General features: G+C 61.1%; 17 protein-coding genes. 2 read left to right on the forward strand and 15 right to left on the reverse strand.

What is annotated here, in order from left to right; genetic code table 11:
* Positions 1-195: 195 nt before the first annotated feature.
* From hutG to hutC, 11 genes are all read right to left on the reverse strand, one after another.
* Positions 196-999, reverse strand: a complete 804-nt coding sequence (gene hutG / locus PSH91_RS25035) for an N-formylglutamate deformylase (RefSeq protein WP_188251790.1) — start codon at positions 997-999, stop codon at positions 196-198.
* A gap of 11 nt (positions 1,000-1,010) precedes the next feature.
* A complete protein-coding gene (gene hutI, locus PSH91_RS25040) occupies positions 1,011-2,213 on the reverse strand; it encodes an imidazolonepropionase (RefSeq protein WP_305466909.1) in 1,203 nt (400 codons plus the stop codon).
* Positions 2,214-2,333: 120 nt separating this feature from the next.
* Positions 2,334-3,866, reverse strand: coding sequence for a histidine ammonia-lyase (gene hutH, locus PSH91_RS25045; RefSeq protein WP_047226936.1), 1,533 nt, complete (start codon positions 3,864-3,866; stop codon positions 2,334-2,336).
* Positions 3,867-3,981: 115 nt separating this feature from the next.
* Complete coding sequence (hutH, locus tag PSH91_RS25050; RefSeq protein WP_139048858.1) at positions 3,982-5,505, reverse strand: histidine ammonia-lyase; 1,524 nt, start codon at positions 5,503-5,505, stop codon at positions 3,982-3,984.
* Positions 5,506-5,676: 171 nt separating this feature from the next.
* Positions 5,677-6,507, reverse strand: a complete 831-nt coding sequence (locus PSH91_RS25055; RefSeq protein ID WP_052915294.1) for a glycine betaine/L-proline ABC transporter ATP-binding protein — start codon at positions 6,505-6,507, stop codon at positions 5,677-5,679.
* Entirely contained in the window at positions 6,504-7,355 is an 852-nt protein-coding gene (locus PSH91_RS25060; RefSeq protein ID WP_047226934.1) for a proline/glycine betaine ABC transporter permease, read from the reverse strand. Before PSH91_RS25060 ends, PSH91_RS25055 begins: the two co-directional genes overlap by 4 nt.
* 70 nt (positions 7,356-7,425) lie before the next feature.
* Positions 7,426-8,394, reverse strand: coding sequence for an ABC transporter substrate-binding protein (locus tag PSH91_RS25065; protein WP_047226933.1), 969 nt, complete (start codon positions 8,392-8,394; stop codon positions 7,426-7,428).
* A 69-nt stretch (positions 8,395-8,463) separates the two neighbouring features.
* The gene (locus tag PSH91_RS25070) at positions 8,464-9,930 is read right to left on the reverse strand and encodes a cytosine permease (protein WP_076383360.1); all 1,467 of its coding nucleotides are present in this window, start codon (positions 9,928-9,930) and stop codon (positions 8,464-8,466) included.
* Positions 9,931-10,075: 145 nt separating this feature from the next.
* Positions 10,076-11,764, reverse strand: coding sequence for a urocanate hydratase (gene hutU / locus PSH91_RS25075; RefSeq protein WP_047226931.1), 1,689 nt, complete (start codon positions 11,762-11,764; stop codon positions 10,076-10,078).
* Between the two features lie 446 nt (positions 11,765-12,210).
* Positions 12,211-12,780: a HutD family protein gene (locus PSH91_RS25080; protein ID WP_107323306.1), complete on the reverse strand. Its 570-nt coding sequence runs from the start codon at positions 12,778-12,780 to the stop codon at positions 12,211-12,213.
* The gene (gene hutC, locus PSH91_RS25085; RefSeq protein WP_171061303.1) at positions 12,780-13,490 is read right to left on the reverse strand and encodes a histidine utilization repressor; all 711 of its coding nucleotides are present in this window, start codon (positions 13,488-13,490) and stop codon (positions 12,780-12,782) included. Before hutC ends, PSH91_RS25080 begins: the two co-directional genes overlap by 1 nt.
* A 144-nt stretch (positions 13,491-13,634) precedes the next feature.
* Here hutC and PSH91_RS25090 point away from each other — a divergent pair, with 144 nt between their 5' ends.
* Entirely contained in the window at positions 13,635-14,999 is a 1,365-nt protein-coding gene (locus PSH91_RS25090; RefSeq protein ID WP_160893994.1) for a formimidoylglutamate deiminase, read from the forward strand.
* Positions 15,000-15,113: 114 nt separating this feature from the next.
* Here PSH91_RS25090 and PSH91_RS25095 read toward each other — a convergent pair whose 3' ends face one another.
* The gene (locus PSH91_RS25095) at positions 15,114-15,683 is read right to left on the reverse strand and encodes a lipocalin family protein (protein ID WP_047226927.1); all 570 of its coding nucleotides are present in this window, start codon (positions 15,681-15,683) and stop codon (positions 15,114-15,116) included.
* 31 nt (positions 15,684-15,714) lie between these two features.
* Positions 15,715-15,969, reverse strand: coding sequence for a lipoprotein (locus PSH91_RS25100; RefSeq protein WP_047226926.1), 255 nt, complete (start codon positions 15,967-15,969; stop codon positions 15,715-15,717).
* Between the two features lie 283 nt (positions 15,970-16,252).
* Here PSH91_RS25100 and PSH91_RS25105 point away from each other — a divergent pair, with 283 nt between their 5' ends.
* A complete protein-coding gene (locus tag PSH91_RS25105; RefSeq protein ID WP_197685214.1) occupies positions 16,253-18,145 on the forward strand; it encodes a methyl-accepting chemotaxis protein in 1,893 nt (630 codons plus the stop codon).
* 130 nt (positions 18,146-18,275) lie between these two features.
* Here the strand turns inward: PSH91_RS25105 and PSH91_RS25110 are convergent, their stop codons facing one another.
* Together PSH91_RS25110 and PSH91_RS25115 are read right to left on the reverse strand one after the other, a co-directional pair.
* On the reverse strand, positions 18,276-18,872 hold the full coding sequence (locus PSH91_RS25110) for a DUF924 family protein (protein WP_160893996.1): 597 nt from the start codon (positions 18,870-18,872) through the stop codon (positions 18,276-18,278).
* Positions 18,873-18,875: 3 nt separating this feature from the next.
* A complete protein-coding gene (locus tag PSH91_RS25115) occupies positions 18,876-19,886 on the reverse strand; it encodes a class 1 fructose-bisphosphatase (RefSeq protein ID WP_047226923.1) in 1,011 nt (336 codons plus the stop codon).
* Positions 19,887-19,980: the final 94 nt, after the last annotated feature.

The following is a 19,980-nucleotide window of genomic DNA, read 5'->3' on the forward strand; positions in this document are numbered from 1 at the left end:
TGCGGCAGCGATTATTGTAGGTCGGTGTCTTGGTGCACCGTGACCGGAACATTACGCAGCGTCGAGGGGCTGAAGATGAACTGTGGCGACCCGGTTTTGCACGGTGGCGACCGTTCCCCTGCGAGGCTCAAGGCCACATCTATCTGAGGGAGCAAGGCTTGCTCCCACACCCCCCCTAGCCCCAGGAAACAGGCATTATTTCTTGTAGGCCTGCTGCCCCCACGCCAGCAAGCCTTCCAGCAACTCCCTGAGCACCACCTGGGTCGGTTCCGCCAGATCCGCACGGTAGTTGAACGGCTCGAACTCTTCCATGTAGGTGCTCTGGCACAGTTCCAGTTGCACCGCGTGGATGTCCTCGGCCGGGTTGCCGTAGTGCCGGGTGATGTGTCCGCCCTTGAAACGTCCGTTGAGCACGTGGGTAAATTCGCCGTGGCGAGCGCAGATGGCTTCGAGCTGGTGGGCCAGCGCCGGGGCGCAACTGGCGCCGTTGAAGGTGCCGAGGTTGAAGTCCGGCAACTTACCGTCGAACAGGTGTGGGATCACCGAACGGATCGAGTGGGCGTCGAACAGCAAGGCATAGCCGAATTCGGCCTTGAGCCGCGCCAGTTCCTGCCGCAGGGTCTGGTGGTAAGGCACCCAGATCTGTTGCAGATAAGTCGCCCGCTCCGCGCCGGACGGCTCCAGCCCCTGGCGAAACAACGGTACGCCATCGAACAGGATCGAAGGATACAAACCGGTGGTGGCACCAACGTACATCGGTTTGTCATCGTCGGGGCGGTTCAGATCGATCACGAACCGTGAATATTCAGCGGCCAGGGTGCTGGCGCCCAGTTCGGCGGCGAACTCGTAAAGCTTGGGAATATGCCAGTCGGTGTCCGGCAAGCTCTGGGCCTCAGGGATCAAACCAGCCTTCACCGCCGGGGTCAGGCGCAGGCCGGCGTGGGGCATGCTGATCAACAGCGGCACGCGCCCTTGCTTGAAATTCAGGACCTTCTCCACAACCGTTCTCCTTAATCGATTTCCACGCCGTGACGCACGACGCGTTTTTCCAGATCGCCACCCAGCCAGTACGACAGGTCGGCCGGGCGGTCGATGTGCCAGGCGACAAAGTCCGCGACTTTGCCGACTTCCAGCGAACCGTGAGTGGCAGCCATGCCCAAGGCCTGGGCCGCATGAATCGTCGCCCCCGCCAGAGCCTCCTCAGGGGTCATGCGAAAGCAGGTGCAGGCCATGTTCAACATCAAGCGCAACGACAGCGCCGGCGAGGTGCCGGGGTTGAGGTCGCTGGCCACGGCGATCTTCACGCCGTGCTTGCGCAGGGCATCCATGGGCGGCAGCTGGGTTTCGCGCAGGAAATAAAATGCCCCCGGCAGCAGCACCGCCACCGTGCCGGATTCGGCCATGGCCCTGGCGTCGTCCTCGGTCATGAATTCCAGATGATCGGCCGACAGCGCCTGATAACGGGCCGCCAGGCTTGAACCGTGCAGCGACGACAATTGTTCAGCGTGCAGCTTCACCGGCAGGCCCAGTTGTTGGGCGGTGATAAACACCCGTTCGACCTGCGCCGGGGAAAACGCCAGGTACTCGCAAAATGCATCCACCGCATCCACCAACCCTTCGGCGGCGAGGGCCGGGAGCATTTCGGTGCAAATGTGCTCGATGTAGTCATCGGCGCGATCAGCGTATTCCGGTGGCAAGGCGTGGGCCGCCAGGCACGTGCTGCGCACGCTGACCGGCAGCTGTTCACCCAGGCGACGGATGACCCGCAGGATCTTGCGTTCGCTGGCCAGGTCCAGGCCGTAGCCGGATTTGATTTCCACCGTGGTCACGCCATCGCGCATCAGGCTTTTCAGGCGTTTGGCGGCGCTGTTGAACAGTTCATCTTCGCTGGCGGCCCGGGTAGCGCGCACGGTGCTGGCGATGCCCCCGCCGGCCGCTGCGATCTCGGCGTAGCTGACGCCCTGCAGGCGCTGTTCGAATTCACCGCTGCGGTTGCCGCCGAACACCGTGTGGGTGTGACAGTCGATCAGCCCAGGAGTGACCCAGGCGCCCTTGAGGTCGTTGACGGCCGGATAGTCACCGACCGGCAGCTCGGCGCGCGGGCCGATCCATTGAATGTGCTCGCCCTGGGTGACAATGGCGGCGTCTTCGATGATCGAGTAGACGCCCTGGGCCATGGTGGCGGCGTGGCAGTTTTGCCAGAGGGTTTTCATCCCGGTTTCCTCGAATTATTGAAGATCGAATCGCGAGCAGGCTCGCTCCCACAAGGACTTCTGGTGTACCGGGGCTCTACACCACCCCCTGTGGGAGCGAGCTTGCTCGCGATGAGGTCCTTACAGGCTCGGCAACAACTGCGCCGTGACCAGTTCATTCAGGCAACGACTGGCCAATAATTCGCTCGCCGCATTGATGTCCGGCGCGAAGAACCGGTCTTTCTCATAGAACGGCACTTCTGCGCGCAAGAGGGCGCGGGCCTGCTCCAGCTTGGCAGAGGTCTTCAAACCGCCGCGCAGATCCAGCCCCTGGCACGCCGCCAGCCATTCCACCGCCAGAATCCCCCGGGTGTTCTCGGCCATTTCCCACAGCCGCTTACCGGCGGCGGGGGCCATGGACACATGGTCTTCCTGGTTGGCCGAAGTCGGCAGGCTGTCCACCGAATGCGGATGGGACAACGCCTTGTTTTCGCTGGCCAGGGCAGCAGCGGTGACCTGGGCGATCATGAAGCCGGAGTTCACCCCGCCATTGGCCACCAGAAACGGCGGTAGTTGCGACATGTGCTTGTCCATCATCAGCGAAATACGCCGCTCACTCAGCGAACCGATTTCGGCGATTGCCAGGGCCATGTTGTCAGCGGCCATTGCCACCGGCTCGGCGTGGAAGTTGCCACCGGAAATCACGTCGCCCTCGGCGGCGAACACCAGCGGGTTATCCGATACGGCGTTGGCTTCGATCACCAGCACCTCAGCGGCCTGGCGGAACTGGGTCAGACAGGCGCCCATCACTTGTGGCTGGCAGCGCAGGGAATACGGGTCCTGGACCTTGTCGCAATTCTGGTGGGAAGCGGAGACTTCGCTGCGCTCGCCCAGCAGATCGCGATAAGCAGCGGCGGCATCGATCTGGCCTTTCTGGCCGCGCGCGGCGTGAATACGCGCATCGAATGGCGAACGCGAACCGAGCACCGCTTCTACCGTCAAGCTGCCCAGAGCCAGAGCGCCGGCGAACAGGTCTTCGCCTTCGAACAGGCCACGCAAGGCAAACGCCGTGGACACCTGGGTGCCGTTGAGCAGCGCCAGTCCTTCTTTTGCAGCCAGGGTCAGAGGCGCAAGGCCGGCCACTTTCAGCGCTTCGACAGCCGGCAACCATTCACCTTTGTAACGGGCCTTGCCTTCGCCCAACAGCACCAGGGACATGTGGGCCAGCGGCGCCAGATCACCCGAAGCGCCGACCGAGCCTTTCAACGGAATGTGTGGATAGACCTCGGCATTGATCAGCGCAATCAGCGCATCGATCACCTGCCGACGGATGCCGGAAAAACCCCGGCTCAGACTATTGACCTTGAGCACCATGACCAACCGCACCAGCGCATCGCTGATCGGCTCGCCCACGCCAGCGGCATGGGACAACACCAGAGAGCGTTGCAGGTTTTCCAGGTCTTCACTGGCGATGCGGGTCGAGGCCAGCAAACCAAAACCGGTGTTGATGCCGTAGGCCGTGCGATTCTCGGCGAGAATCTGCTCCACGCAGGCGACGCTGGCTTCGATCTGCGCCGACGCGCTGGCGTCGAGGCTCAGGGTCACGGGTTGCTGATAAATGTCACGCAATTGAGCCAGGCTCAATTGGCCGGGAATCAGGTTTAAGGCAGTCATGTATTGCTCCTTTTGAGAGTTTTGTTTTCACCCGCCAGTCGCTCCGGAATGTTCCGTTATCCGTCACCCTCGCCTTTTGGGCGGTGGATGCCTTGGCACGCTGGCGGTTTTTTGATCAATTCAAATTCGGTAAAGCGTTGTGCAACACGGCTGGATCTTTAAGCAGCGCGGCAGCGCTGGCGATGTCCGGCGCCAGCCAGCGGTCCTGGTCGTAGGCCGGCACATGCTCACGCAGCAGTTTCCAGGCAACGTCAGTGCCGGCACCGAAGCGTTGCGTCTTGAGAAACTCAAAAGCCTGGGCGGCCAGCAGGTATTCGATGGCGAGGATCTGCGTGCAGTTTTCCAACGCCCGGTGCAGCTTCAGGGCGGCGTTGGTGCCCATGCTCAGGTGATCTTCCTGCAAGCCCGAGGTGACAAAGTTGTCGAGCACCGCCGGCTGGGCCAGCTGGCGATTTTCCGCACACAGCGACGCGGCGACGTATTGCACGATCATCATCCCCGAATTCACCCCGGGGTTGGCCACCAGAAAGGCCGGCAGGCCGCTGACGTGGGGGTTGATCAAACGGTCGAGACGACGTTCGGCGATGGAGCCGATTTCGGCCATGGCAATCGCCAGCAGATCCGCCGCCAAAGCCACCGACTGACCGTGGGGGTTGGCCTGGGACATGACCCGGAAGCTCTCCGGCGTGCCCAACAACAGCGGGTTATCGGTGGTGGCGTTGAGTTCGGTTTCGATCTGTTGCCGGGCATGCGCCAGTTGGTCGCGAGCGGCACCGTGGACCTGAGGAATCGAGCGGATACTCAACGCATCCTGGGTGCGAATGCCCAGGCTCGAAGCGATGACTTCGCTGCCGTCCAGCAGTGCCCGCAAGTTGACGCCGACCTGTTGCATGCCAGGGTGCGGCTTGAGGGCGATGATCTGGGCATCGAACGCCGCGATCTGCCCGCGCTGGGCCTCGAAGCTCATGGCGCCGATCACGTCGGCCCATTGCAGCAGCCGCGTCGCATCGGCCAGGGCCAGGCAACTGAGGCCGGTCATGCACGGCGTGCCGTTGACCAGGCACAAACCGTCCTTGGCCCCCAGTTGCACCGGTTGCAAGCCCTCTGCGGCCAGAGCCTGTTGCGCCGAGACGATTTGCCCGCGATAGCTGACATTGCCAACGCCCAACAACGCGATGCTTATATGGGCCATGTGGGTCAGGTAGCCCACCGAACCCTGGGACGGCACTTGCGGGGTGATGCCGCGATTGAGCAGCGCCAGCAGGGCTTCGACCACCCGGCGATGAATGCCGGACTTGCCCTGGCTGTAGTTGAGGATGGCCGCGCAGACAATCGCCCGGGTCTGTTCATCGGCCAGCGGCGCGCCAACGCCACAGGCATGGCTGAGCAGTGTGTTGCGCGACAATTGGCTGAGCTGTTCGTCCTTGAGCGAGACATTGCACAGGGCACCCAGGCCGGTGTTGACGCCATAAGCGCGCTCGCCGCTTTCGACGATGCGCTGGACGATGGCCTGGGCATTGTCGATCCGCGCCCAGGCCTGGGCCGACAGCTCAAGCTCGGCACCGAAGCGGGCGACCGCGACCACATCCTGCCAACGCAACGGCGCGTCGGCGATTACGATTTTTTCAGCCTGGGACATCTTCAACCTCATGCTTATAACCTGAACATTGATGCAGCTTTACCGGCGCCATCGCGAGCAGGCTCGCTCCCACAGGGATTTGCTTTGGACACAAAATGGGGTGAACAAAAAAGACCCCATTGTGGGAGCGAGCCTGCTCGCGATGGGAGCAGCCCAGCCACCACAAATACCTCAAACCACCGCAGCCCTGCGCTGCACAAACCGATCAACATACTCATCCGCAGGCGAGTGCAGGATCTCTCGGGGTGTGCCGACCTGGATCAGCTTGCCATCCTTGAGAATCGCGATGCGGTTGCCGATGCGCACGGCTTCGTCGAGGTCGTGGGTGATGAACACGATGGTCTTGTGCAGGGTCTTTTGCAGTTCCAGCAACTGGTCCTGCATTTCCGCGCGGATCAGCGGGTCGAGGGCGCTGAAGGCTTCGTCCATCAGGATGATGTCGGTATCCGCCGCCAAGGCACGGGCCAAGCCCACGCGCTGGCGCATGCCGCCGGAGAGCTGGTGCGGGTATTTGTTCTCGTAGCCCTTCAGGCCCACGGTGTTGATCCAGTGCAGTGCCCGCTCAGTGCAGACCTGCTTGCTCTCGCCACGCACTTTCAAGCCATAGGCGACGTTGTCCAGCACGCTCTTGTGGGGCAACAGGCCGAAGCTCTGGAACACCATGCTGATCTTGTGCCGGCGAAATTCGCGCAGGGCTTCCATGTCCAGTTGCAGAATGTCTTCGCCGTCCACCAGGATCGCGCCGCTGGTAGGATCGATCAGCCGGTTGAAGTGGCGCACTAAAGTGGACTTGCCGGAGCCGGAAAGCCCCATGATCACGAAGATCTCACCGGTGCCAATGCTCAACGACAAGTCGTTCACACCGACCACGCAACCGGTTTCGGCCAGCACCTGGTCCTTGGTCTTGTTCTGGCGGATCAGCTCCAAAGCCTCTTTGGAACGATTGCCGAAAATCTTGAAGACGTTCTTGACTTCGATCTTGCTGATGGCTGCGTTGTTCATTTGCTCACCTCATGCCGAGGACGACCATAGGCCTGGGTAATGCGGTCGATGACCACGGCGAGAATCACGATCGCCAGCCCGGCTTCCAGGCCGCGTCCGACGTTGAGGGTCTGGATGCCCACCAGGACATCTTCGCCCAGGCCACGGGCGCCGATCATCGAAGCGATGACGACCATCGACAGGGCCATCATGGTGGTCTGGTTGATCCCGGCCATGATGCTTGGCAGGGCCAGGGGCAGTTGCACGCCGAACAGCTGTTGCCAACGGTTGGCGCCGAAGGCATTGATGGCTTCCATCACTTCGCCGTCCACCTGGCGAATGCCCAGGTCGGTCAGACGAATCAATGGCGGCGCGGCGTAGATCACCGTGGCGAAAATCGCCGGGACCTTGCCCAGGCCAAACAGCATCAATACCGGAATCAGGTACACGAAGCTCGGCATGGTTTGCATGATGTCCAACAACGGCATCAACACCGAACGCAGGCGATTGCTGCGGGCCGAGAGGATGCCCAGCGGAATGCCGATCAACACCGAAATAAATGTCGCCACCAGCATCAGGGCGAGGGTCTGCATCAGTTTGTCCCACAGGCCCACCGCGCCCACCAGGAACAGCAGGCCGACAATCACCGCCGTAGTCGCGACCTTGCGGGTGGCGTGCCAGGCAATGCCGCCGACGATGGCCAGCATCAACCACCAGGGTGCCATGCGCAGCAGGCCTTCGAGGTTGACGATGGCCCACAGCAAGGTGTCGGAAATGTGCCGGAACACATCGCCGTAGTTGGTCACCAGGGAGTCGACCCAACTGTTGACCCAGTCGGCGATGGAGAAGGTAAAGCTTTCGGGAAACATAAGAGACTCTCGATCAAGTGGATGCAGTGAACGTCCCGGCCAGCCCTAGGGTTGGCCGGGTGTATTCGACCTACAGAGCCGCGTCGATTTTCTTGGCCGCGTCTTCACTGACCCAGGCGTGCCAGACTTCAGGATGTTCCTTCAGGAAGATCTTCGCCAGTTTCGGCGACTCGATCCGCTCCTTGGCCATGCGCCCGAGGTTCTGGTTCAGGATATCGATGGGCAGATTGACCTTTTCCAGCACCGCCACCAGTTCAGGTGCTTCGTCGTGGAAGGTCTTGGACAGGCCGACTTTGATGGTCACGCTTTTGTCCACGCCCGGTTTTTCTTCCAGTTTCACCAGGTCCACCTGACCCATGAGCGGGGTTGGCGACCAGTAGTAGAACAGGATCGGCTCGCCGCGCTTGTAGCTCGACAGCACCGCCGCATCCAGGGCCGGACCGGTGCCGGGGCGGAAGTTGGTGTAGGTTTTTTCCAGGCCATAGCTTTTCAGCATTTCGCTGTTGTCCAGCTCACAGGTCCAGCCGGCCGGGCAGTTATAGAAGCGGCCCTTGGATGGCTCTTCCTGGTCCTTGAACACAGCGGCGTACTGGCCCAGGTCGGCGATGTTCTTCAGGCCCGGCGCCTTGGCTTCAAGCTTACGCTTGGCGTCACCCTCGATCACATAGCGCGGCACGTACCAGCCTTCGATGGCACCCACCACCGGGGCGCCGACGCCGACGACCTTGCCGGCCTTCTCGGCCTTGTTCCAGACTTCACTGCGACCGACCCATTCTTCGGCGAACACCTGAATGTCGTTGCTGCTCAAGGCGTTCTCCATGGTGATGGAGTTGCCTGGCAGACTGTCGGTCTTGCAGCCGTAGCCTTTTTCCAGCACCACTTGCATGACGTCGGTCAGCAACATGCCGCTTTCCCAGTTCAGACCGGCGAATTTCACCGGCTTGCCCGACTCGCACCAACCCGCCGCTTGCGTGGCGCCGGCACTGGCCAGCAGGCCCATGCAAAGCAATGTGGTCAGCAGGGTCTTGTTCGATTTCATTATGTGACGCTCCTAATCAGTGAATTGGCTTACGGCAGTCAAGAGGCATCCAGCCCTGTCAACATCCCATCAGGCCGCTTGGATGCGACCCGCCCTGCTCGGTTGTGCGTCAACCGCGTCCTGCTCGACCGGCAGGATCAATTGATCGGGTACAGCGCTGTGCCACTTCCTGGCGGCGAGGTAATACAGCACCGCCGGAACCACCAGGCCGATGATCCAGGAAATATCCACACCCCCCATCGCTTCCACCAGCGGACCGGTATAGAACTTGGTGGCGATGAACGGCAGTTGAACCAGTACACCGAAGACATAGACGCTGATACCAAGGGCATTCCAACGACCGTAGCGACCGTTCGGGTCGGCCAGCGCCGGCACGTCATAGCGCTCGCGAGTGATGCAGTAGTAGTCCACCAGATTGATCGCGCTCCAAGGCGTAAAGAACGCCAGCAAGAACAGGATGAAAGACTTGAACGCACCGAGGAACGAGTGCTGACCGAGCAGCGCGATCAGGGTCGCCGCGCCGACGATGACCAGCACGAAGCCTAGACGCTGCAAGCGCGTGACGTTCAGGTGACCCCGAAAACCACTGATGATGGTCGCAATGCACATGAAGCTGCCGTAGGAGTTCAGCGTGGAGATAGTGACCTTGCCAAAAGCGATGCTGAAGTACAGCAGCGCAGCGGTGGCACCGGTACCACCCAGGCCAACGATGTAGGCCACTTCGTGACCCGCGAACTGCCCATTGGCCGAGGCGGCGGCAAACACGCCAAGGATCATCGCCACCTGCGCGCCGATGACTGAACCTGCGCCTGCGGCAAAAAAGGTTTTCACCGAGGAAGTCTTGCTCGGCAGGTAACGCGAATAGTCCGCCACGTAGGGGCCGAAGGCGATCTGCCAGGAAGCCGCGAGCGACACCGCAAGCAGGAAACTGCTCCAGCTGAAATGGCGGATTTGCAGGAGTGCGCCAACGTCCGTCTGGCTCATCAGGCGAGCGAACAGGTAAACAAAGGCGATCACACCAATGACGCTGGCGACACGGCCAATGAAGTGAATCACCCGATAACCGAGTACCGTGACCAGCACGATGGTACTGGCGAAAATGAGGATGCCGACACTGTCGCTGACACCAAACAACTGGCCCAGCGCCTGGCCGGAAAGCACGGTTCCGGTTGCGGTGAAACCCAGGTACATCAGGCACACCAGCACGATCGGGATGGCCGCGCCGTACACACCGAACTGCACCCGGCTGGAGATCATCTGCGGCAGGCCAAGCTTGGGCCCTTGCGCGGCATGCAACGCCATGACGCCACCGCCGAGCAGTTGGCCGATCAGCAAACCGATCAACGACCAGAACACATCACCACCCAGCACCACCGCCAATGCGCCGGTGACAATGGCAGTGATTTGCAGGTTGGCACCCATCCAGAGGGTGAACTGGCTCAACAATCGGCCGTGTCTCTCCGCTTCCGGTATGTAGTCGATCGAACGCCTCTCGATCAACGGCTTGCTGCTTGCGCGTGTGCGGGTGACGGCCATGGTTCAACCTCTGTGGATTGTCCTAGTTCGAGCGTTGCTTTTTTGTGGGAGCGAGCCTGCTCGCGATGGCGGCCTATCAGCCAACACAAGTGTTGAATGTGCCGGCCACATCGCGAGCAAGCTCGCTCCCACATGGGCTCCGGGGTTACTTGCCGGTGATCATCGGCAGGTTCAGCCCCTGTTCCTTGGCGCAATCAATCGCGATCTGGTAGCCAGCATCAGCATGGCGCATCACCCCAGTACCCGGATCGTTGTGCAGCACGCGGGCAATTCGCTCGGCCGCTTCGTCGGTGCCGTCGCAGACAATGACCATGCCCGAATGCTGGGAGAAGCCCATGCCGACGCCGCCGCCATGGTGCAGCGACACCCAGGTCGCGCCGCTGGCGGTGTTGAGCAAGGCGTTGAGCAACGGCCAATCGGACACGGCATCGGAACCGTCCTGCATGGCTTCGGTTTCGCGGTTGGGGCTGGCCACGGAACCGGAGTCCAGGTGGTCGCGGCCGATCACGATAGGGGCCGACAATTCGCCGCTGCGCACCATTTCGTTGAACGCCAGGCCCAGCTTGGCACGCTGGCCCAGGCCGACCCAGCAGATACGCGCCGGCAGACCCTGGAAGCTGATGCGCTCGCGGGCCATGTCCAGCCAGTTGTGCAGATGGGCGTCGTCGGGGATCAGTTCCTTGACCTTGGCGTCGGTCTTGTAGATGTCCTGCGGGTCGCCCGACAGCGCAGCCCAGCGGAACGGACCGATGCCACGGCAGAACAGCGGACGGATATACGCCGGCACGAACCCTGGGAAATCGAAGGCATTTTCGACGCCCTCTTCCTGGGCCATCTGACGGATGTTGTTGCCGTAGTCGAAGGTCGGCACGCCCATTTTCTGGAAGGCCAGCATGGCTTTGACGTGGACGGCCATCGATTGCTTGGCCGCTTTGACCACGGCAGCAGGCTCAGTCTTGGCGCGGGCGCGGTACTCGTCCCAGGTCCAGCCGGCCGGCAGGTAACCGTTGAGCGGGTCGTGGGCGCTGGTCTGGTCGGTAACCATGTCCGGGCGCACACCGCGACGGACCATTTCCGGCAGGATTTCGGCGGCGTTGCCACAGAGCGCGATGGAGATCGCCTTGCCTTCTGCGGTGTATTTCTCGATACGGGCCAGGGCGTCGTCCAGATCAGTGGCCTGTTCGTCGACATAACGAGTCTTGAGGCGGAAATCGATGCTCACCTGCTGGCATTCGATGTTCAGCGAGCAAGCACCGGCCAGGGTCGCGGCCAACGGCTGCGCACCGCCCATGCCGCCCAGGCCGGCCGTGAGGACCCAGCGCCCCTTGAGGTTGGCGTCGTAATGCTGGCGACCGGCCTCGACGAAGGTCTCGTAGGTGCCTTGGACAATGCCCTGGCTGCCGATGTAGATCCAGCTGCCGGCGGTCATCTGGCCGTACATGGCCAGGCCCTTGGCGTCCAGTTCGTTGAAGTGTTCCCAACTGGCCCAGTGCGGCACCAGGTTGGAGTTGGCGATCAACACGCGAGGAGCGTTGCTGTGGGTTTTGAACACGCCCACCGGCTTGCCGGATTGCACCAGCAGGGTTTCGTCGTCGTTGAGGTTGGTCAGGCTTTCGACGATCTTGTCGTAGCACTCCCAGTTACGCGCCGCACGGCCGATGCCACCGTAAACCACCAGTTCCTTGGGGTTCTCGGCCACTTCGGGGTCGAGGTTGTTCATCAACATGCGCAGCGGCGCTTCGGTCAGCCAGCTCTTGGCGGTCAGGGTGTTACCGCGTGGGGCACGGATTTCAACGTCACGGTATTTTTCGGGTTTGCGGGTAGCGTCGGTCACAGCAAGAACTCCTCAGCGATCAATCCAGACCAGCCCAGGCAATGGGCGCGATTTCCAGGCACGTTACGTTGAGCAATGGTGACTCATACGCATACGTCTTTACTTGTATGTACAAGCATATGCAATCAGGCGGCCAACTTGATGAATGCGCGCCCAAGGAAAACGACGAGCATGGTTGTGAGTCCCGTAATTAAAGGGCTCTAGCGGAAAATGAAATTTCTGAAGGGGATTTTTGGTACTGGAAGGAAGGGCCAATAAAGCGTGGCGTTGCGCCACGCTGGGGCATTCGGTAACAAGTTGGTGCGAGAAGAAGGAACAACGATCAGGCTTTTTGTGGCGAGGGGGCTTGCTCCCGCTGGGGTGCGAAGCAGCCCTATATTTTTTGCGACTGCTGCGCAGTCGAGCGGGAGCAAGCTCCCTCGCCACAATGGCCTACACGTCTGAGGTCAGTGAGCAGTCAGCTCGATCACACAGCACTGGCCAGCAGTTGATATCTCCAGCAATCCGGTGTTACCGCTCAGTTGCAGGCAGTCATAAAGCCCCAGTGCCTCGACAGCCGTATCAATCTTGACCCTCAGCGTCGGAGCCGCACTGAACACCAACACCGTCCCCGCCTCACTGAAAAACCGCTGCTGGCCGCCCATCCACTGCAACCGCGCGCGGTAACGCAGTGGCGCGTAGATCAGGTTGAAATCACGAATCGGCCCGCCCAGCAACGTACAGTGCACATGGCTCTCGCCGTTGAATGCAAAAGGGTCCAGCGGATGCAAAGCCCGCGTAACCTGACCATCGACGTTCAGCGTCATGCCGTCACCCTGCAAGACACTGATGACCCGCTCGTAACCGGCGAAGCTGGAAAAGCCACCCGACTCAGCAATATCGGCAATCGACAGGCGCCAGCCGAAACCGTCCAGGCCGGTACCCGCATCACGGGTAATTTCTTCGGTGCTGCCGCCGCCGTTTTTCCATGGCATGCGTGGATAATCGGCGGCGCGCAGAACTTTCATCTGCTTGATCATTTATGAAAGCGTCCTTCCAGACGATGACGGGAACCGGGGTGAATCAGGCGCGCGGCGGTTACCGGCTGACGCCCCGACCAGGTGCGGCGGCGAATCAACAGGCATGGCTCGCCCCGTTCGATCTGCAGCAGCTTGCACTCGCTCGCCTCAGCGAGAATCGCTTCAACCACGTGCTCGCCTTCGGTCAGCGGCGCAACCTGATTGAGGTAGGCGTAGGGCGTTTGCAGGGTGAAGTCCTGCTTGAGGTAGTCCGGGGCCACCAGGGCATTGACGAAACGGTCCTCGATTTGCACGGGGATGTCGTTTTCGAAATGAACAATCAGCGAATGGAATACCTTCTGGCCTTCGCGCATGTCCAGGGCCAGGGCGCGCTCGGAACCGGCGGCCTCTTCCTCCAGTGTGATGACCTTGCACGTATGGCGATGGCCTCGGGAGGCGATCTCGTCGGCAATGTTATGCACTTCGAACAACGCCGACTGGCTCTTGGGCTCGGCCACGAAGGTGCCGACGCCCTGCATGCGCACCAACAGGCCGTCGGCGGTCATCTCACGCAGGGCACGGTTGATGGTCATGCGGCTGAAACCCAGTTGGCTGACCAGTTCGCTTTCCGATGGCACGCGGTAATGCGGCGGCCAGTTTCCACTGTCGATCTGCTGGGTGATCATCTGTTTGACGCGGGCGTACAAGGGCGCCGGACTGTCGCCCATGTTTGCGGCCAGCGGCGGTTTGGCAGGCGGAGTCGGCACGGCGGTTCCTTGTTCTGCAAAAGAAGGGTGCTAGCTTGCCGGAGTTTACCGGGCAGGCAAACGTCTGTATATGTATATACAAATTACGCACGATGAGGTTGAACCATGTCCGCCTTCTTTGCCGAACGCGCGCTGCTGCCTAGTGGATGGGCCCATGATGTACGTTTTGAAGTCGACGCCAGCGGCGTCTTGACTCATATCCAGGCCGATTCCCAGGCAAACGGCGCCGAACGGCTGGGCGGGCCACTGTTGCCTGGCATGCCGAACCTGCACTCCCACGCCTTCCAGCGGGCCATGGCCGGGCTGGCGGAAGTGGCGGGCAACCCCAACGACAGTTTCTGGACCTGGCGCGACCTGATGTACCGCCTCGTCGGAAAAATCAGCCCCGATCAGCTCGGCATCATCGCCCGACAGCTGTACATCGAAATGCTCAAGGCCGGTTACACCTCGGTCGCCGAATTCCATTATGTACACCACGACACCGACGGCACGCCTTACGCCGACCCGGCGGAACTGGCCCTGCGCATCAGCCAGGCCGCCAGCGCCGCCGGCATCGGCCTGACCCTGCTGCCGGTGCTCTACAGCCATTCCGGTTTCGGTGGCCAGGCCCCCAATGACGGGCAACGTCGATTCATCAACAGCACCGAAAACTACTTGAAACTTCAGTCACGCTTGCAGCCGATCCTGGCCGGGCAACCAGCCCAGGCGCTGGGTTTGTGTTTCCACTCGCTGCGCGCCGTGACCCCCGGGCAAATCCAGGAAGTGCTGGCCGCCAGCGACCGCCATTGCCCGGTGCACATCCACATTGCCGAGCAGCAAAAGGAAGTCGACGACTGCCTGAGCTGGAGTGGCGCCCGACCGCTGCAATGGCTGTACGAAAACACCGAGGTGGATCAGCGCTGGTGCCTGGTCCACGCCACCCACGCCAATGCTCACGAAGTCAGCCTCATGGCCAGGAGCCAGGCGATTGCCGGCCTGTGCCTGACCACCGAAGCCAACCTGGGTGACGGGATTTTCCCGGCCGTGGATTTCCTCGCCCAGGGCGGACGTCTTGGGATCGGTTCCGACAGCCATGTGTCGTTGAGCGTGGTGGAAGAGCTGCGTTGGCTGGAATACGGCCAGCGCCTGCGAGATCAACGGCGCAACCGCTTGTATCGGGCCGATCAACCGATGGTCGGGCGCACCTTGTTCGATGCCGCGCTGCAAGGGGGTGCCCAGGCGTTGGGACAACCGGTCGGCGCCCTCGAAGTTGGCAAGCGCGCCGACTGGCTGGTGCTCGATGGCAACGATCCGTACCTGGCCAGCGCCAACGGCGATGGGATTCTCAATCGCTGGCTGTTTGCCGGCGCAGATCGTCAGGTGCGGGATGTGATGGTTGGCGGGCAATGGGTCGTGCGTGACGGGCATCATGCCGGGGAGGAGGACAGTGCGCGGGCGTTTACTCAAGTCTTGCGCGAACTGTTGGGTTGACCACAAAACTGTGGGAGCGAGCCTGCTCGCGATGGCGGTCTATCAGTCAACATCTGTGTTGAATGTGACGACCTCATCGCGAGCAGGCTCGCTCCCACATTTGATCGGTGACTATCAATCCGAAGTCTTGGCCATCTGCCGATCCGAGGCACGCCAGATCAACCGTGTTGTGTCGTAACCCTGCTGGCGCGCCTTACTCAGCAGTTCTTCGCGCACAACGCCATTGACCGTCGGGGTTCGGGACAGCAACCACATGTAGCGACGACTCGGGTCACCGACGATGGCGGTCTTGTAATCATCGCTGACATACAGGACCCAGTATTGCCCCTTCGCCACACCCGGCACGATCCGCGAAAACCAGTTATCAAACTCGACCCAGAGCTTGTCGGTCTTGCCCGGCACTTGAGGCGTTGCAGTGCCCCTGGCTTCTTCCCACTGCCAGTCCGAGGTCAGGCAGCGGTTGAACACATCCACATTGCCGTCAGGCTTGAGGGTGTAGTGGGCTTCCGATTGCGCGCAGTTGCGCTGGAAGTACATCGGTAGACGGGCCAACTCGTACCAGGTCCCTTGGTAACGCTTGAGGTCGACGCTGTTGACAGTCTTTGGCGCCAACGGGTCTTCGCCAGAAGTGGCACAGCCAGCCAATACCAGGCCGGCAAAAAGCACTAACAATAACCGCATCATTATTTTTCTCCCGCGGGCCGGTGGCCCCGGTTTACTTCAGGCCTTGGCCGGAAAACATCAACACTTTGTCACCGGCGTACTGCACGCTGATAAAGCTCTTCTGGTCGCCCCAGGTGCAACTGGACATGCCGAGCGCGCCCGAACAATCGGTCGGTTTCCCCAACAACGCTTCGACTTCGGCCTTGGGCATGCCGGCAGACAGTTTCGAATAGTTTTCCTGGTTGACCTTGCTGCATGCCGTCAACAAGACGCACAAGGACAACAGGGCGATAGATCGCAGCGACATGGTGTAACTCCTGGAACGGAAGGGGGTGGCAGGGTGCCAACCAGAACCTTAGAAGAGAAAACCCCTATCTGGTTCCCCGACAGACCCAGTATTTGTTGGGCTTTGGGCCGGTGTTTCATGGATGAATCAACCCGTTTGTGACGCCGTCGTGTATTTCGTCGGGATTAGCCTGCACGCGCCTGATTCAAAGCGCTTTGGAGCCGATAAAAAGAGCAGCGCGATGCCAGGTGTTATGGCAAATTGACGCCCCTTCCTGACCAGCTCCTCTGCGGTAGCGTTCTTAATGACCAGAAACATGAAATTCAGCCACAAAATCCTGCTGGCTGCTGCGCTCGTGGTAGCCGTTGCATTCGCCTGCTTCATCCTGTTCAACGACTACCGTCAGCGCCAGGGCTTGCAAGCCAGCACCGAGACCTCCATGCAGGAGCTCGGCAGCCTGACCAGCCGCAACATTCAAACCTGGGTCGAAGGCCGCACCCAATTGCTGCAATCGTTGGCCCAGCAGATTGCCGTGGACGGCAGCAGTGCCGATAGTCTCAAGCGCGCCGTGGGCCTACCGGCCTACACCGGCAACTTCCAGCTCAGCTATTTCGGTGGCACCGACGGCGTGATGTTCTCGGTACCGGCCGGCAATCGTGCGGCCGACTACGATCCCCGCGCCCGTGGCTGGTACAAGGCCGCCAACAGCGCCCAACAAACCATCGTCACCGAACCCTACATCGCCGCCTCGTCGGGCAAACTGGTAATAACCGTCGCCACCCCGGTACAACATCAGAACCAGATGATCGGCGTGGCCGGTGCGGACATCGACCTGTCCAGCGTCAGCGCCATCATCAACTCGCTGAATTTCGGCGGCCACGGCCATGCGTTCATCGTCAGCGCCGACGGCAAGATCCTCATCCACCCCGACAGCAAGCGCGTACTCAAGACCCTGGCCGAGGCCTACCCTGACGGTGCACTGCACGTCAGCCCGGGGATGAAGGAGGTCGAGCTCGACGGCAAGACTCAATACCTCTCCTTCACGCGGGTCAACGGCGTACCGGGGGCCGATTGGTACGTGGCGCTGGTGCTCGACAAGAACACTGCCCTGGCGATGCTCAGCGAGTTCCGTACCTCGGCGCTGATCGCCATGGTGATTGCCGTGGTATTCATCATCGCCCTGCTGGGCATGCTGATCCGCGTGCTGATGCAACCGCTGCTGACCATGGGCCGCGCCATGCATGACATCGCCGAAGGCGAAGGCGACCTGACCCGCCGCCTGACCATCCATGGCCAGGACGAATTCGGCGCTCTGGGCACGTCGTTCAACCGTTTCGTGGAGCGTATTCACACGTCGATCCGCGAAGTGGCCTCGGCCACCGGTCTGGTCAACGAAGTCGCGCTGCGTGTGGTCAGCGCGTCCAACTCGTCGATGGTCAATTCCGATCAGCAGGCTTCACGCACCAGCAGCGTGGCCGCGGCGATCAACCAGCTCGGTGCCGCCGCCCAGGAAATCGCCCAGAACGCCGCCCTCGCCTCGCAACATTCCAGCGATGCCCGCAGCCTGGCCGAAGACGGTCAACACGTGGTGGATAAAACCATCACCGCCATGCAGCAGTTGTCCGCCAAGATCAGCGATTCGTGCGGCAACATCGAAACCCTGAACAACAATACGGTGAACATCGGCCAGATCCTTGAGGTGATTACCAGCATTTCCCAGCAGACCAACCTGCTCGCCCTGAACGCCGCCATCGAAGCCGCCCGGGCCGGTGAAGCCGGTCGCGGCTTCGCGGTGGTGGCCGATGAAGTGCGCAACCTGGCTCATCGCACCCAGGATTCGGCGCAGCAGGTGCAGAAGATGATCGAGGAGCTGCAAGTCGGCGCCCGGGAAGCGGTCCTGACCATGACCGACAGCCAGCGCCAGAGCGAAAGCAGCGTCGGCATCGCCAACCAGGCCGGCGAACGCCTGGGCAGCGTGACCCAGCGCATCGGTGAAATCGACGGCATGAACCAGTCCGTGGCCACCGCCACAGAAGAGCAGACCGCCGTGGTGGAATCGATCAACGTCGACATCACCGAAATCAACACGCTGAACCAGGAAGGCGTGGAAAACCTGCAAGCGACATTGCGGGCCTGTGCCGACCTTGAACAGCAAGCGGCGCGGTTGAAGCAGTTGGTGGGTAGTTTCCGAATCTAGTGCCCGGGCGGGCCCATCGCGAGCAGGCTCGCTCCCACACCGATCTCTGTCGGACACAAAATCCGCGATCACCAAAGATCAACTGTGGGAGCGAGCCTGCTCGCGATGGCGATAGTAGCCGCAACGCAATCTAGAACCTGGACCCAGGCCTGTTCAAAAACTCGATTTCATCAGCCGTGGACTCACGCCCCAACACCGCATTGCGATGGGGGAAACGTCCAAACTGCGCAATGATCTTCTGATGCCGCTCGGCGTAATCCAGGTTGTCTTCGAACACCGCCCGATCCGCCTCGGGCTGCTCGCGGGTCAGTTCGATGAAACGGGACACCGCTTCATTCTGCACCGCCAGGTTTTCGCAATGTTCGAGCACCAGGTAGATGAACACCCGCTGGATAGGTTCGAGTTGCCGGTCGAAACCCGCCGCCATGCCTTGGGCCACCAGCGCTTGGGCACGCAGGTCACCGGAAAAAGCCTTGGGGGAATCGCGAAAGATCATCCGCGGGAGCTGATCAAGCAGCAGCACCAGAGCCAGCCAGCCTTCGGGGCGTTGCGCCCAGTCGGTCAATCCGCCGGCCAGTGCCTGCTCGACCTGATCGCCGAAGCGCTCGTGCGCTTGGCGATCATGCCGTTTGCCGAACCACAGCTTGCCCTTGTCAGCGGCTATTTCGTCCGGCGATTTGGCTGAGCCAAACCACCAATCGAGCAACGGCTGCCAGGGCTGGGCCATGATTTATTCCTTGTGGTAGGCCGTGGCGCGGGCGACTTCTTCCTTCGAGCCAAGGAACACCGCCACACGCTGGTGCAGGCCTTCGGGCTGGATGTCGAGAATACGCTGGTGACCGTCAGTGGACGCACCGCCAGCCTGTTCCACCAGGAACGACATCGGGTTGGCTTCGTACATCAGACGCAGTTTGCCCGGCTTGGACGGCTCGCGGCTGTCGCGCGGGTACATGAACAGACCGCCACGGGTCAGGATGCGGTGTACGTCCGCGACCATCGCGGCGACCCAGCGCATGTTGTAGTTCTTTTTCAGCGGACCTTCTTCACCGGCCAGCAATTCGCCCACGTAGCGTTGTACCGGGGCTTCCCAGTGACGCTGATTGGACATGTTGATGGCGAATTCCTGGGTGGTTTCAGGAATGGTGATGTCTTCGTGGGTCAGAACGAAGCTGCCCATCTCACGGTCCAGCGTGAAGCCTTTGACGCCGTCGCCCAGGGTCAGCACCAGCATGGTCTGCGGGCCATAGATGGCATAACCGGCGGCGACCTGTTCGGTGCCTGGCTGCAGGAAAGCCTTTTCATTCAAGGCTTCATTCTGGCTCAGGTATTCGTTCGGGCAACGCAATACCGAGAAGATGGTGCCCACTGGCGCGTTGATATCGATGTTCGACGAACCGTCCAGTGGGTCGAACACCAGCAGGTAAGCACCCTTGGGGTATTTGCCTGGGATCTGGTAGGCGTTGTCCATTTCCTCGGACGCCATGCCGGCCAGGTGGCCGCCCCATTCGTTGGCTTCAAGCAGGATTTCGTTAGAGAGCACGTCGAGCTTCTTCTGCACTTCGCCCTGCACGTTTTCGGTGCCCATGCTGCCCAGGACACCACCCAGGGCGCCTTTGGATACGGCGTGGCTGATCTCCTTGCATGCACGCGCCACCACTTCGATCAAAAAGCGCAGATCGGCAGGGGTGTTGTTGCTGCGGGTCTGCTCAATCAAATAGCGACTCAAGGTAACGCGGGACATGGACGGCTCCGAAGAATAGGGGGCGGAAAAACCTGCGCAGTTTAGCGCGAGTCGGGACTTAATTCCTCCTATGAGACGGGGAATGGAGGATTGA

The organism is Pseudomonas sp. FP1154 (assembly GCF_030687245.1).
Lineage (GTDB): Bacteria > Pseudomonadota > Gammaproteobacteria > Pseudomonadales > Pseudomonadaceae > Aquipseudomonas > Aquipseudomonas rhizophila.

What these genes read in the sequence shown, in the direction of transcription:
- hutI (WP_305466909.1), bottom strand. Translation starts at nt 2,213, where the DNA reads ATGAAAACCCTCTGGCAAAACTGCCACGCCGCCACCATGGCCCAGGGC.
- hutH (WP_047226936.1), bottom strand. Translation starts at nt 3,866, where the DNA reads ATGACTGCCTTAAACCTGATTCCCGGCCAATTGAGCCTGGCTCAATTG.
- hutH (WP_139048858.1), bottom strand. Translation starts at nt 5,505, where the DNA reads ATGTCCCAGGCTGAAAAAATCGTAATCGCCGACGCGCCGTTGCGTTGG.
- PSH91_RS25055 (WP_052915294.1), bottom strand. Translation starts at nt 6,507, where the DNA reads ATGAACAACGCAGCCATCAGCAAGATCGAAGTCAAGAACGTCTTCAAG.
- PSH91_RS25060 (WP_047226934.1), bottom strand. Translation starts at nt 7,355, where the DNA reads ATGTTTCCCGAAAGCTTTACCTTCTCCATCGCCGACTGGGTCAACAGT.
- PSH91_RS25065 (WP_047226933.1), bottom strand. Translation starts at nt 8,394, where the DNA reads ATGAAATCGAACAAGACCCTGCTGACCACATTGCTTTGCATGGGCCTG.
- PSH91_RS25070 (WP_076383360.1), bottom strand. Translation starts at nt 9,930, where the DNA reads ATGGCCGTCACCCGCACACGCGCAAGCAGCAAGCCGTTGATCGAGAGG.
- hutC (WP_171061303.1), bottom strand. Translation starts at nt 13,490, where the DNA reads ATGGGCGACAGTCCGGCGCCCTTGTACGCCCGCGTCAAACAGATGATC.
- PSH91_RS25090 (WP_160893994.1), top strand. Translation starts at nt 13,635, where the DNA reads ATGTCCGCCTTCTTTGCCGAACGCGCGCTGCTGCCTAGTGGATGGGCC.
- PSH91_RS25095 (WP_047226927.1), bottom strand. Translation starts at nt 15,683, where the DNA reads ATGATGCGGTTATTGTTAGTGCTTTTTGCCGGCCTGGTATTGGCTGGC.
- PSH91_RS25100 (WP_047226926.1), bottom strand. Translation starts at nt 15,969, where the DNA reads ATGTCGCTGCGATCTATCGCCCTGTTGTCCTTGTGCGTCTTGTTGACG.
- PSH91_RS25105 (WP_197685214.1), top strand. Translation starts at nt 16,253, where the DNA reads ATGACCAGAAACATGAAATTCAGCCACAAAATCCTGCTGGCTGCTGCG.
- PSH91_RS25110 (WP_160893996.1), bottom strand. Translation starts at nt 18,872, where the DNA reads ATGGCCCAGCCCTGGCAGCCGTTGCTCGATTGGTGGTTTGGCTCAGCC.
- PSH91_RS25115 (WP_047226923.1), bottom strand. Translation starts at nt 19,886, where the DNA reads ATGTCCCGCGTTACCTTGAGTCGCTATTTGATTGAGCAGACCCGCAGC.